The 12,253-nt window shown below is 63.1% G+C and carries 14 protein-coding genes; 9 read left to right on the forward strand and 5 right to left on the reverse strand.

Features of this window, described 5'->3' with window-relative positions; all coding sequences use genetic code 11:
• Position 1: 1 nt before the first annotated feature.
• From purH to TR36_RS01985, 3 genes are all read right to left on the reverse strand, one after another.
• Positions 2 to 1,582 carry a bifunctional phosphoribosylaminoimidazolecarboxamide formyltransferase/IMP cyclohydrolase gene (gene purH, locus TR36_RS01975; protein ID WP_045387938.1) on the reverse strand — a complete coding sequence of 527 codons (1,581 nt, stop codon included), beginning with the start codon at positions 1,580 to 1,582 and terminating at the stop codon, positions 2 to 4.
• A gap of 26 nt (positions 1,583 to 1,608) precedes the next feature.
• Complete coding sequence (locus tag TR36_RS01980) at positions 1,609 to 2,961, reverse strand: heparinase II/III family protein (RefSeq protein ID WP_153010465.1); 1,353 nt, start codon at positions 2,959 to 2,961, stop codon at positions 1,609 to 1,611.
• A 73-nt stretch (positions 2,962 to 3,034) separates the two neighbouring features.
• Positions 3,035 to 4,294 carry an RsmB/NOP family class I SAM-dependent RNA methyltransferase gene (locus TR36_RS01985; RefSeq protein WP_045387932.1) on the reverse strand — a complete coding sequence of 420 codons (1,260 nt, stop codon included), beginning with the start codon at positions 4,292 to 4,294 and terminating at the stop codon, positions 3,035 to 3,037.
• A 69-nt stretch (positions 4,295 to 4,363) separates the two neighbouring features.
• Here TR36_RS01985 and TR36_RS15690 point away from each other — a divergent pair, with 69 nt between their 5' ends.
• The gene (locus tag TR36_RS15690) at positions 4,364 to 4,537 is read left to right on the forward strand and encodes a DUF1674 domain-containing protein (RefSeq protein ID WP_045387929.1); all 174 of its coding nucleotides are present in this window, start codon (positions 4,364 to 4,366) and stop codon (positions 4,535 to 4,537) included.
• A 19-nt stretch (positions 4,538 to 4,556) separates the two neighbouring features.
• Here TR36_RS15690 and dapB read toward each other — a convergent pair whose 3' ends face one another.
• Entirely contained in the window at positions 4,557 to 5,366 is an 810-nt protein-coding gene (gene dapB, locus TR36_RS01995; RefSeq protein WP_045388788.1) for a 4-hydroxy-tetrahydrodipicolinate reductase, read from the reverse strand.
• Positions 5,367 to 5,463: 97 nt separating this feature from the next.
• Between dapB and rbfA the strand changes: the two genes are divergently transcribed.
• Genes rbfA through TR36_RS02015 form a run of 4 tightly spaced genes read left to right on the forward strand, consistent with a single transcriptional unit; the run spans position 5,464 to position 8,056 of the window.
• Positions 5,464 to 5,877 (forward strand): 30S ribosome-binding factor RbfA, encoded by a 414-nt coding sequence (gene rbfA, locus TR36_RS02000; RefSeq protein WP_045387926.1) that lies wholly within the window; start codon positions 5,464 to 5,466, stop codon positions 5,875 to 5,877.
• Entirely contained in the window at positions 5,867 to 6,595 is a 729-nt protein-coding gene (locus TR36_RS02005) for a phosphodiester glycosidase family protein (RefSeq protein ID WP_045388785.1), read from the forward strand. The genes rbfA and TR36_RS02005 overlap by 11 nt, the downstream gene beginning before the upstream one ends.
• A 55-nt stretch (positions 6,596 to 6,650) precedes the next feature.
• Positions 6,651 to 7,553: a tRNA pseudouridine(55) synthase TruB gene (gene truB, locus TR36_RS02010; RefSeq protein WP_045387924.1), complete on the forward strand. Its 903-nt coding sequence runs from the start codon at positions 6,651 to 6,653 to the stop codon at positions 7,551 to 7,553.
• A complete protein-coding gene (locus tag TR36_RS02015; RefSeq protein WP_045387921.1) occupies positions 7,550 to 8,056 on the forward strand; it encodes a DUF1643 domain-containing protein in 507 nt (168 codons plus the stop codon). Before truB ends, TR36_RS02015 begins: the two co-directional genes overlap by 4 nt.
• Here TR36_RS02015 and TR36_RS02020 read toward each other — a convergent pair.
• Positions 8,053 to 8,703: a hemolysin III family protein gene (locus TR36_RS02020; RefSeq protein WP_045387918.1), complete on the reverse strand. Its 651-nt coding sequence runs from the start codon at positions 8,701 to 8,703 to the stop codon at positions 8,053 to 8,055. The genes TR36_RS02015 and TR36_RS02020 overlap by 4 nt on opposite strands.
• A gap of 131 nt (positions 8,704 to 8,834) precedes the next feature.
• On the opposite strand from TR36_RS02020, the gene ilvD reads away from it, so the two are divergent.
• From ilvD to TR36_RS02040, 4 genes are all read left to right on the forward strand, one after another.
• Positions 8,835 to 10,568 carry a dihydroxy-acid dehydratase gene (gene ilvD / locus TR36_RS02025; RefSeq protein ID WP_045388782.1) on the forward strand — a complete coding sequence of 578 codons (1,734 nt, stop codon included), beginning with the start codon at positions 8,835 to 8,837 and terminating at the stop codon, positions 10,566 to 10,568.
• Positions 10,549 to 11,049 carry a hypothetical protein gene (locus TR36_RS02030; RefSeq protein ID WP_062762258.1) on the forward strand — a complete coding sequence of 167 codons (501 nt, stop codon included), beginning with the start codon at positions 10,549 to 10,551 and terminating at the stop codon, positions 11,047 to 11,049. Before ilvD ends, TR36_RS02030 begins: the two co-directional genes overlap by 20 nt.
• Before the next feature lie 75 nt (positions 11,050 to 11,124).
• Positions 11,125 to 11,877: a DUF6478 family protein gene (locus TR36_RS02035; protein ID WP_067397890.1), complete on the forward strand. Its 753-nt coding sequence runs from the start codon at positions 11,125 to 11,127 to the stop codon at positions 11,875 to 11,877.
• A gap of 1 nt (position 11,878) precedes the next feature.
• The gene (locus tag TR36_RS02040; protein WP_062762261.1) at positions 11,879 to 12,238 is read left to right on the forward strand and encodes a hypothetical protein; all 360 of its coding nucleotides are present in this window, start codon (positions 11,879 to 11,881) and stop codon (positions 12,236 to 12,238) included.
• Positions 12,239 to 12,253 lie beyond the last annotated feature (15 nt).

Consider the following 12,253-nt stretch of genomic DNA (forward strand, 5'->3'; position numbering starts at 1 on the left):
GTCAGTGCCGGAAATGGCGCTGGCCGGTGAAGATCATGGCAAGGCCCAAGCGGTCTGCCGCCTCGATCACCTCGGCGTCGCGCATGGAGCCGCCGGGCTGGATAACGCAGGTGGCCCCTACGCCTGCCAGAACCTCTACCCCGTCGGCAAAGGGGAAGAAGGCATCCGACGCGGCCGAACAGCCCTTGGTCAGCGGGGCGTCAAGGCCCATCGCCTCGGCGGCATCTTCGGCCTTGCGCGCCGCGATACGGGTGGAATCCACCCGGCTCATCTGGCCTGCGCCAATCCCGACGGTGGCGGCATCCTTCACATAGACGATCGCGTTGGATTTCACGTGTTTGGCCACGGTCCATGCGATCAATGCGTCTGCCATCTCGCTTTCGGTCGGCTGGCGCTTGGTCACGACGCGCAGTTCGGGCAGGTCGGCCGTATCCTTGTCCTGCACCAGGAAGCCACCCGCCACCTGCTTGTACGCCAGGCCGGGGGCCTTGGGGTTCGGCAAGTTGCGCGTGGTCAGCAGGCGCAGGTTCTTCTTCTTGGCAAAGACGGCCTTGGCCTCCTCATCGGCACCGGGTGCAATGACCACTTCGGTGAAGATCTCGGTGATCTTTTCCGCCGTGGGGCCGTCCAGCGGCTGGTTCAGCGCAACGATTCCGCCGAAGGCCGAGGTGCGGTCGCAGTCGAATGCGCGCTCATAGGCTTCGGCTAGGGTGGCACCGCGGGCAACGCCACAAGGGTTCGCGTGCTTGATGATGGCAACGGCGGCACCATCCTGCGGGGCAAATTCCGCCACCAGCTCAAACGCCGCGTCGGTGTCGTTGATGTTGTTGTACGAAAGCTCTTTGCCCTGCCACTGTTTGGCGGTTGCGACACCGGCGCGATTGGTGCCGTCGGTGTAGAAGGCGGCGGCCTGATGCGGGTTTTCGCCGTAGCGCAGGTTGGACGCCAGCGTTCCGGCAAAGGCGCGGCGGCGTGGAACCTCGTCCAGTGTCTGTGCCATCCAGCTGGAAACCGCTGCATCATAGGCAGCGGTGCGTGAATAGGCCGTCAGGGCCAGGCGTTGGCGGAAGGCATAGGAGGTTGCGCCGTCATGGGCCTCCATCTCGGCCAGCAGGGCCTCATAATCCTCCACATCGGTAACCACGTTGACGAAGCGGTGGTTCTTGGATGCGGCACGGATCATGGCGGGGCCGCCGATGTCGATATTCTCGATGCAATCGTCGTAGCTGCCGCCACGGGCCACGGTGGCCTCGAACGGATAGAGGTTCACGACCAGAAGGTCGATCGGCTCGATGCTATGGGCGGCCATGGCCAGCAGATGCTCGTCATCGTCGCGCAGGGCGAGAAGGCCACCATGCACATTCGGGTGCAGCGTTTTCACGCGGCCGTCCATCATTTCGGGGAATCCCGTAATCTCGGACACATCCTTGACCGGAAGGCCGGCAATGCGCAGGGCATTGGCGGTGCCGCCGGTGGAGATCAGCTCGATCCCCCGTGCGTGCAACGCTTTTGCGAGGTCCAGAAGCCCGGTCTTGTCCGAAACAGACAAGAGCGCGCGCCCAATGTATACGAGGTCAGTCATTTCAGACTCCTGAATCATGCGGCCGTTCAGCGGATGGCACGGGAGGTACCCTCTGTCTTCGCCAAGGTCCAGTCGAAGCGGGCCGGAAAGTCATCAAAGCTGTGACTAAGCACGATTCTTGTCGGATGGGGTACAATCAGAACGGGGTGGGATGCGGTGAAGACCCAGATTTCGCCGTTCGGCAGGGCCAGCCTGACGCCCGTTTGGTCAACCTCCACTCCCAGATCGGGGGCAAGGGGAAATTGCACGGCAAGCCGCAGCGGCAACCGTCGGCGGGCGCGGCGCTGCAGTTTGGCGGTTCGCGGCTCTATCAGGTCGGTGCCCTGTAGTGCGCTGCCATCGGCGGACAGGGTGATGCTGCGGTGCTGCGCCAGCCCGGCCTTCTGCCAGCCATCCTGTCGTGCGGCAATCCGGTAGGGTGTGGCCAGAACATCGCTGAGGGCATCCGGGCCAAGCGGCACACTGGGAAGCTGTATCTCTGCCATCGCCTCCGGTGTGGCAATGATGACGGGGTGGCGGCAGCTGCTCATCTCGAAGGGGAGCGCGCCCTTCAATCGCTGGATCACCGTGGTGCGTCCGCGTGCCAGCCGGGCAAAACCGCTCATGGGGGCCTGGGTCGTTCCCCGCAGGGCAGCCAGAACAAGCGCGGCGTCCATCCGCTCGGGATCGCCGCCGTCCCCTCCGGCCAACCGGGACATCGTGCCGTCAGGATGCCGCAGCGCGCGCAACGTGGTGCCGATGCGTGTGATGGACTCGGTCAGGAACAGGTCGGGGCAGGCGGTCCGCAGGCACAGCAGCAGCGACAGAACCTCGGGCAGGTCGGGGATTGCGGGGCAAGGCGCCTTTGCCAGTGTTGCCTCGACCGTCTGCGTGTCGGGGATCAGGTGCGGCAGATCCAGGGCGCGGCCAACGATGGCCAGCCCCGCCAGGGCCTGAAGGCGGGGCAGGCCGTTCGGCGCTGCCGCCCATCGTCGGGCAAGGTAGCGCGCCTGATGCCCCAGTGCGGCCATTGCGGCAGGCGGCACCCCCCGTGGATGGACAAAGCGGGCATTGACGATCCAGTGCAGCAGCCGCAACCCCGTAACATCGGGGGTCCAGCCTGTGCCGTTGCCCCAAAGAGAGAGCCATTCCTCGGTGGCGCTGGCAGCCCGCCGTCCGGCAGCCTCATCCCCCAGGGCCGCAAGGTCGGACAGCCATGCAAAGGTTTGCACATGGGCGCCATGCCAGACGGGACTGGCGCAAAGCTCGGCCCCGCGGACGGCATTGCCGCCCATCGGCAGATCCCGCATCGGATTCAGTATCTGCGGGGTCGGGCCACCTCTGCTGCGCCATACCGCCAACCGGTCCCCGAGACCGTTTTTCCCTGCCCTTTCGGTCACACCCAATGATCCCCACGTCCAGAATGGACCAAGGATAACCGCGACTTGGCAGTCTGTCACCGCAAAGGATGGCTTATTTGGTCAGGGCCACCATGAAAAACCCGTCCATTCCGCCCTTGTCGGCCCACAGGTCGGGGCGCAGACGCAAGCCGCCGGCTTCGGTGATCCAGGCCGGATCGATGCCTGCCATATCCGGGCGCAGTACGCGCAGATCGGGATGGCGCTCCAGCGCGGCGGCCAATTGCCCTTCGCCCTCCTCGGGGAAAAGAGAGCAGGTGCAGAACACCAGCCGCCCGCCCGGGGCCAGCAATGTCAGGGCGTGGTCGATCAGTTTCGCCTGCAGGGGAACGAGGGTGGCCAGTTCCTCGCCCGTTTTGACAAAGGGCAGGTCGGGGTGCCGCCGGATCGTGCCGCTGGCCGAACAGGGGGCATCCAGCAGGATCGCATCGAACGGCCCGCCGGCGTAGGTCAGCACATCGGTCGCAATGACCTCGGCCGTCAGCCCGGTACGGGTCAGGTTGGCCGAAAGGCGTTTGAGGCGCGGGCCGGAAATGTCGATGGCCGTGACCTTGGCGCCGGCATCGGCCAATTGCATCGTCTTGCCACCGGGGGCCGCGCAGAAGTCGGCGATGTTCTCGTCCGCCTTGGGGGCCAAAAGGCGGACAGCCATTGCCGCCGCGGCATCCTGCACCCACCAATCGCCCGTCTCGTAGCCGGGCAGCGCGGAAATCTGGGCGCCTGCATCAAGGCGCAGGCTGCCTGTGGGAAGGGCAGTGCCTTCGGGCACGGCCGCCGCGTCCGATTTCAGCGTCAGATCCACCGGCGGGGCCGATGCATGGACGGATTCAATGGCGGCAACCGCCTCGCGCCCCCAGGCATGGACAAGGGGTTGGCGCAACCAGCGCGGAAGACGTTGGGGAGGCATCCCGTCAAACGTCACACCTTCGGCGGAAACCGAACGCAGCACGGCATTGGCAAAGCCCGCCTGATGTGCCGTTTTCCGTCCATGACGTACAATATCCACGGCGGCATTCACAGCACCATGCGCAGCGGCTCCGTCTACGGCCATTTCGACCACTGCCAGCCGCAGTGCGTTTTGTACCAGACGGGGCGGGGCACGGCGGACATGCGGTTCCAGCAAGCGGTCCGCCTGTTCCAGATGGCGCAATGTCAGCGTGACCAGGCGCTGAGCGCGGGCACGCTCGGACGGCGGTAGCGCATCCATCGGCCCGTTGGGCAGGGTCATCAGTTGCGACAGCATTTCCCCCTCGGACAGCACTGCCCCCAGAAGTTGTACCGCCGCATGCCGCGCGCGAAAGCCTTCGACCGCCATGGCGCGTCCCCTTGTTCCCGTGGTTTCCTGCGGTATATCAGCCTTACCCCCCGAAACAAGGAGGCCGCGATGACCGACCAAATTCTACCGCCCGCCGCACAACGCGCGCTGGCCGAAGCTGCGGAGCGCCGCGCCGAGGCGGATCGTGCCGCACAATTGCCGACCGAGCTTGGAGGGCGCGAGGGCCCCGAACCCGTCCGCTATGGCGACTGGGAGAAAAAGGGCCTCGCCATCGACTTCTGAGGGCCGGGGCCTGTGGGGTTCACAGGCCCAGCACATCCGACATGGTGTAGATGCCCGGCTTCTGCTGCTGGCCCCAAAGGGCTGCCTTCAGCGCGCCCCGGGCAAAAATGCCACGATCATTGGCAATATGGCGCAGGACCAGCCGTTCGCCTTCGCCGGCGAAGATCACGTCATGCTCGCCTACGATGGACCCGCCCCGGATAGAGGAAAATCCGATATCACCCGTTGTGCGTGCCCCGGTGATGCCGTCACGCCCGGAATCGCGCACATCCTGAAGCGCAACGCCGCGCCCCTCGGCCGCCGCTTCGCCCAGCATCAGGGCCGCGCCGGACGGGGCATCGACCTTGGCGCGGTGATGCGCCTCCACAATTTCGATATCCCAATCGGCATCAAGCGCAGCGGCGACCTTTCGGGTCAGCCCCAGCAGAAGGTTAAGTCCAAGGCTGGTATTGCCGGATTGCACGATGACCGCATGGCGGCCTGCCGCCTCCAGTTTGGCCAGATGCGCGGGGGTGAAGCCTGTCGATCCGCAAACATGCACGGCGCGGGCCTGTGCGGCCAATGCGGCAAACTCCACCGAGGCATCGGGTGTGGTGAAATCGAGAACGCCCTGTGCTGTTGCAAAGGCTTCCAGCGGGTCATCGGTCGCGATGATGCCGACAGGGGCGCCGCCCATCGCCACGCCCACATCCTGACCGGCCCAATCGTGCCCCTTGCGTACGACCGCACCTGTCAGCCGCGCATGATCGGAGGCCAGCGCGGCCGCGATCAGCAGCCTGCCCATGCGACCCGCTGCCCCTGTTACCACCAGTCCGGGAAGTTCGCCCATCTGATCCTCCATGCTTTTGCTGTGGTGGTAACGCGCGTGGATCTGTTGCGAAACCCCCGCATTGCGAAGCGCGGACAAAAGCCTTACATCGCGAAGCATGGCACGTAATTCGCAATCCGCAGGCTCCGGCCCATCACAACGTCAACTTCGGGTGGGGGAACTCATCCGCCGCGTCCTTTCGGACGTGCTGAACAGGGGTGAGGTTCATGACCCCGACCTGACCTCCGTGTCGATCACGGTGGGCGAGGTTTCGGTATCCAACGATCTGAAGATCGCCACGGTCTATGTCATGCCCCTTGGCGGCGGTGAGGTGCAGGCGATCATCGCGGCACTGGCCCGCAACAAGGGCGAATTGCGCCATCGTGTTGCCAAGGAAATGACATTGAAATTCGCGCCCGACCTGCGGTTCCGCGCGGACGAGACGTTCGACCGGCTGGATGAAACGCGCCGCCTGTTTGCCGACGAACGGGTGCAGCGCGATATTCAGGCCGAGGATGGCGATGAAACATAGGCTGCTCGCAGCCCTGACGGCATTCTTCATGCCTGTCGCCGCCCATGCCTCATGCGACATGATGGCGTTCGAGGGGCGGGATTTCGCGGTATGCGAAGCAAATGCCTCGGATGATGTGCGCGTGTTCCAGACGGCCCCCGACGGGCGGACCTATGGCAGCTTTACCCGTGTGGACAATGCATTGAAGGCCGAGGGCAAGACCCTCGGCTTTGCCATGAATGCAGGTATGTACCACCCCGATCGTAGCCCCGTCGGGCTGCTGATCGAGGATGGTCAGCAAAGGGCGCGTCTGGTGACGGGGGCCTCCGACGGCAATTTCGGGCTGCTTCCGAACGGCGTGTTCTGCATCGGGGATCGGTTTTCGGTTGTGGAAACGCGTGCCTATGCCGCCGATCCACCCCGGTGCCGTTTTGCCACGCAATCCGGGCCGATGCTGGTGATCGACGGGGCGCTGCATCCGCGGTTTCTTCCTGACAGCACCTCGCGCCATATTCGCAACGGGGTAGGGGTCAGCGCGGACGGGCAGAAGGCATGGTTCGTCATGTCATCGGACTATGTGACGTTCGACGAATTCGGACGCTTTTTCAGGGACGGACTGGAAACCCCGAATGCGCTGTATTTCGACGGTTCCATTTCGCGCCTTTATTCCCCCGATCTGGGGCGGAGCGATATCGGGTTTCCATTGGGTCCGATCGTCGGATTGGCCATTCCCCGTTGACCATGTCGGGTCGGGTGATGTAGCACCCGGCCTTTCGCCAGACGGAGATTTTGGGATGGGCAGGAAACGCAAGGGCCGCGCGGTATCGGGTTGGCTTGTGGTCGACAAGCCTGCGGGCATCACCTCTACCTCTGTGGTGAACAAGGTACGTTGGGCCCTGGGCGCGCAAAAGGCCGGCCATGCGGGAACGCTTGATCCCGATGCGACCGGGGTTCTGGCCGTGGCACTGGGCGAGGCGACGAAGACCGTCCCCTACATTACCGATGCGCTAAAATGCTATCGTTTCATGGTGCGGCTGGGTCAGGCCACGACCACGGATGATGCCGAGGGGCCAGTGATTTCGGAATCCGGCATCCGCCCTGATGATGCTGCGATCGAGGCGGCGCTGGCCGCCTTTCGCGGAGAGATCCAGCAGGTGCCACCGCAGTTTTCCGCGGTAAAAGTGGATGGCGAGCGTGCCTATGACATTGCCCGCGGTGGTGAGGAAATGGATCTGGCTGCCCGCCCCCTGTGGGTCGAAAGCCTGACCATGATCGCCCGCCCCGATGCCGATCATGTAGAGCTGGAGATGGTCTGCGGCAAAGGCGGTTACGTCCGCTCCATCGCCCGCGATCTGGGGGCGGCGCTTGAATGCTTTGGCCATGTGGCATGGCTGCGTCGGACATGGTCAGGCCCGTTCACTGCCGAGGGCGGGATCAGCATGGAAGAGATCGAACGGCTGGCGCAGACGCCCGAGCTTGATGCCCATATCAGGCCGCTGGAGATCGGTCTGGCCGATTTGCCCGAACTGCAGGCGACACCCGAAGGTGCCGCGCGTTTGCGGAACGGCAATCCGGGCATGGTATTGACCGGCGCGGAATACGGCGACGAGGCATGGGCCAGCTATGAGGGGCGTGCGCTGGCCGTCGGCATCTACAAGGCGGGTGAGCTGCACCCCAGCCGGGTGTTCGTGCAGTGATATCGCGTACCTTCGTGAAGGGCGATGCGCCCTCCACAGCCGTCTATTCAGATGATGAGGCCTATCGTTTCCTGCTGACGCGGACATGGGACGAGGGGGGCAAGCGGGTGCTGTTCATCATGCTCAACCCCTCTACCGCGACCGAGGCGCAGAATGATCCGACGGTGGAGCGGTGCGAACGGCGGGCGCGGACGCTGGGATTCGGGGCCTTTCGCGTGTGCAACATCTTTGCATGGCGCGATACGGATCCCAAGAAGATGCGCGCCGCCGCTGATCCGGTTGGTGCGGAAAATGATGCTGCCATCGCCGAAAGCGCGCTTTGGGCCGATACCATCGTATGCGCATGGGGGACGCATGGCGCCTTCATGAACCGGGGTGCGCAGGTAGAGGCGGTCCTGCGGGCAACGGGCAGGCCGCTCTATCACCTCGGGTTGTCGCAGGCGGGGCACCCGAAACATCCGCTTTATATCGGATATGCGGTGCAGCCCGTTCTCTGGGTTTAACGGGTCAGGATCACCTGAGTCAGAACGGCCGCGTAGAATATGGCCGTTCCGGCCACCACGAAAATATGCCAGATCGTACGGTGGAACGGCATGTTGTGGCGCAGGTAGAACAGCGTGCCCAAGGTATATGTCAGCCCCCCGGCCACAATCAGCGTCAGAACGGGTTTGGTCATTGTGGCAAAGAGCGGCCAGCCGGCCACAACGCCGATCCACCCCATGGCGATGTAGAGGGTGAAACCCACCCATTCGAACCTGTTCGGTGCGGCGACCTTCAGCACCACGCCCGCAATTGCGGCGATCCACAAAAGCAGCATCAAGGCGATTTCGGCAGCCCCTGACAGCATGACAAAGGCGGTATAGGTGCCGGCGATCTTCAGGTAGATTGCCGAATGGTCCATCCGCTTCAGCGTGCCGCACCATTCGGGGGCACGGATGATGTTGTAAAGCCCCGAGCAGAGGAACATCGCGATCATCGTCGCGCCATAGATGGAGGTGCCGAGGATCGGCCAGACCTCGGGGCGCAGAATGGCGGTCATCGTGACCAGTACGGGAACGGCAATCAGCGACAGGACAACGCCCAGCACATGCACCGTTGCATCGCTGATCCATTCGGTGCGGGAATAAACAGTTCGGCGGGATGTAAGCATGACCTGACAGTATGGCGTTCGTCATGGCCCGTAAACTCATATTCCCGAATGAATTCAGGTAATAAAGTTACGGGTTGATGGGATATATCGTCATCATTATAACCCATATAGGGATCAAACCGGAGGTTTCCATGTCCAATGCTCGTTTTGACAAATCAAAACTGCCCAGCCGTCATGTGACAGAGGGACCATCCCGCGCGCCGCATCGCAGTTATTTCTATGCCATGGGAATTTCCGAGGAGGAAATCCACCAGCCATGGGTGGGGGTGGCGACCTGCTGGAACGAAGCGGCCCCATGCAACATTGCCCTGAACCGTCAGGCACAATCCGTGAAGATGGGGGTGAAAAAAGGGGGCGGCACCCCCCGTGAATTCACCACCATCACCGTGACCGACGGTATCGCCATGGGGCATGAGGGGATGCGCTCCTCGCTCGCCTCGCGGGATGCGATCACGGATACGGTCGAGCTGACGATGCGCGGGCATTGCTATGACGCGCTGGTAGGATTGGCAGGATGTGACAAGTCCCTGCCGGGCATGATGATGGCGATGGTGCGGCTGAACGTGCCAAGCGTTTTCGTATATGGCGGCTCCATCCTGCCGGGTAAGCTGAACGGCAAGGATGTGGTTGTGCAGGACGTATTCGAGGCGGTGGGCAAGCACGCTGCCGGCACCATGTCCGATGCCGAGCTGCAGATTCTGGAGCGGGTGGCCTGCCCCTCGGCCGGCGCCTGCGGCGGGCAGTACACCGCCAACACGATGGCCTGCGTGTCCGAGGCGATCGGCCTTGCCCTGCTGAATTCGTCAGGGGCGCCTGCACCTTATGAATCACGTGACCAATATGGGGATTTCTCCGGTCAGGCTGTGATGAAGCTGATCGAGAGGAACATCCGCGCACGGGATGTGGTAACCCGCAAGGCGCTGGAGAATGCCGCGCGCGTCGTGGCCTGTACCGGCGGTTCCACCAATGGCGGTCTGCACCTTCCGGCCATCGCCCATGAAGCGGGGATCGATTTCGACCTGTTCGATGTATGCGAGATCTTCCGCGATACCCCCTACTTTGTGAACCTGCGTCCGGGCGGAGAGTATGTGGCGAAGGATCTGTTCGAGGCTGGCGGCGTGCCGGTGGTGATGAACGAGCTGGCACGGGCCGGACTTCTGCACCTTGATTGCCTAACCGCCTCGGGAGAGGAATTGGGCGATGCCCTGGGCCGCATCACGCATGAACCGGATGGAAAGGTGATCCATTTCATCGATGCACCGATCACAAAGACCGGCGGTGTCGTGGGGCTGAAGGGTAATCTGGCGCCCGAAGGGGCCATCGTGAAGGTGGCGGGCATGACCGAGGCCGAACAGGTATTTACCGGTCCTGCCCGTGTATTCGAATCCGAGGAAGAGGCGTTCGAGGCTGTCCAGAACCGTCGCTACGCGGAGGGGGATGTGATCGTGATCCGCAACGAAGGCCCCGCGGGCGGCCCGGGAATGCGCGAGATGCTGTCCACCACGGCGGCGCTATCGGGGCAGGGAATGGGCAAGAAGGTGGCATTGATCACCGACGGGCGTTTTTCCGGCGCGACGCGCGGCTTCTGCGTGGGGCATGTGGGGCCGGAGGCCGCGCACGGCGGGCCGATTGCCCTGCTGCGGGACGGGGACATGATTACCCTGAATGCCGTGACCGGAGAATTGTCTGTCGATCTGAGCGATGACGAATTGCGCCACCGCCATGGGGCATGGACCGGGCCCAAGCCTACGGATTATGAATCGGGCGCGTTGTGGAAATATGCGCGACTTGTGGGCGGCGCACGATATGGTGCGGTAACGCATCCGGGCGCAAAGGCCGAAACCCATGTCTATATGGACCAATAGTGCAGCTTTCCTGCTTCTTTCCACCGCAGTGGCCCAGGCGGCTGCGGTGGAGGTTGCAGCCCCCGACGGTTTTTGCGTGGCCGAGGGTACGATCGAAGAGCGGGTCCTGATCCGGCCCTGCGAGGAAGCCGATGCACCGGACATTCTGCTGACGGCCCTGGCCGGCGCCGAGGGCAGTGCCGCTGCCCTGTCCGACACGATTGAGGCGGTTCAATGGATCTCCTCGCCACAGGGGCGGGCGGCAATGTCGGCGAACAACCGGGCCGAAGATATCTCTATACTGGAGCTGAGCAGCCGGGGTTCGGCGCTGGTCATGCTGGTGCGGGATGCCGGGCTGGCAGAGCCGGGATGGCGGGTTCTGGTGCCTTTGCAGGACCGGCTGGTGACGCTGACCGTGACCGGGGAAATCGGCCTGAATCCTGCGGCTGGCCGTACCCTGACAGAGAATTTTCTGGCTGCGATGGTGCAAAAAAACAAGTGATCACATCCTTTTTACGGGATTGCACAGTGGGAGGATTCGCGCAAAGACTTTGAAGGGCAAGCTTGGAGGGTTCGTGTGACGCAGAGTCAGCATCGTGACGGCAAGATCGAAGGCTTTTTGCACCGCCGTGTGATTGCCGGGTGGACGCGTGCGGCCAGTCAGGCGGATACCACCCCGCCCGAGCGTCTGATGGCCTTGCGGAAACGTGCTACGGCATTGCGCACGCAACTGGACCGGCTGATTGCAACGGCCGACCGTCGGGCGCTGGCGGATCAGCCTATTCCGCGCCCCTTGGGGACGGATTGGTCGTGGCGGCCGGAGCTGTGGACGGGGGATGCCATTTCGGCAGGCCTTGCCCTGCGGTCCCATGACAAGCTGGCAGGGGATGTCACGCTGTTCCACGATTGTCCTGCCGAAGAAGTGGGCGTGCGCCAGATACGGCGCCCGAACGGGCAATATGCCTTGCAGATGGATGTCTTCTCCTTTCAAGGCAGCTTCATGTCGCTTGCGATCGAACTGCCGGAAGAGGCTGTTCAGGGATTGCTGCGCAAGCACCTGATCTGCCTGACGGTCGATGTCGAGGAAGAGCGTCCGTCGCGCATATCGGCACGGCTGAATGTACAGCATGGCCCGAATACCGAACAGGTTGTGCGTGAACTGTGGTACGAAGACGGAATCCTTCAGGCGGAATTCGATCTGGCCTATACCAACATGAACGAGGCACGGGTCGAGAAGATCTGGCTGGATCTGATTTTCGAGGATCCGCGGATGAATTGTATCGTATTGAAAGACCTGACACTTACACGACGGCCCCGGGCGGAGATTTGATATGGTGACACTGGTTCAGGAAGGCTGGCACGCCGGCACGTGGCACGGGGTTCTGCATGGCGCAGAGGATGATCCGGGCATTCATGTCGTCCATCGCGGAGAACTGCTGGAGAACATCAGCGTCATGCCCGAGGGGGAGGGTGTTCACCGTATTTCCGTGCCGGTTCCCGTGGAATTGCTGGATGACGGAATGCACACGTTCCTGATCCGGCTGGAGGATGGCACGGTGGCCGGGCATTTCAATATTGCGACCACCAGCCCCGATCAAAGCGACATGCAGGCCGAACTTGCAGCGCTCCGGGCGGAACTGGACCTGTTGCGGCGTGCTTTTCGGCGTCACTGCATGGAAACTTTGTCCTGAAGTGAAGGTGTAGGT

Origin of the sequence: Falsirhodobacter sp. alg1, assembly GCF_000739715.2 — a bacterium.
Classification (GTDB): Bacteria; Pseudomonadota; Alphaproteobacteria; order Rhodobacterales; family Rhodobacteraceae; genus Falsirhodobacter.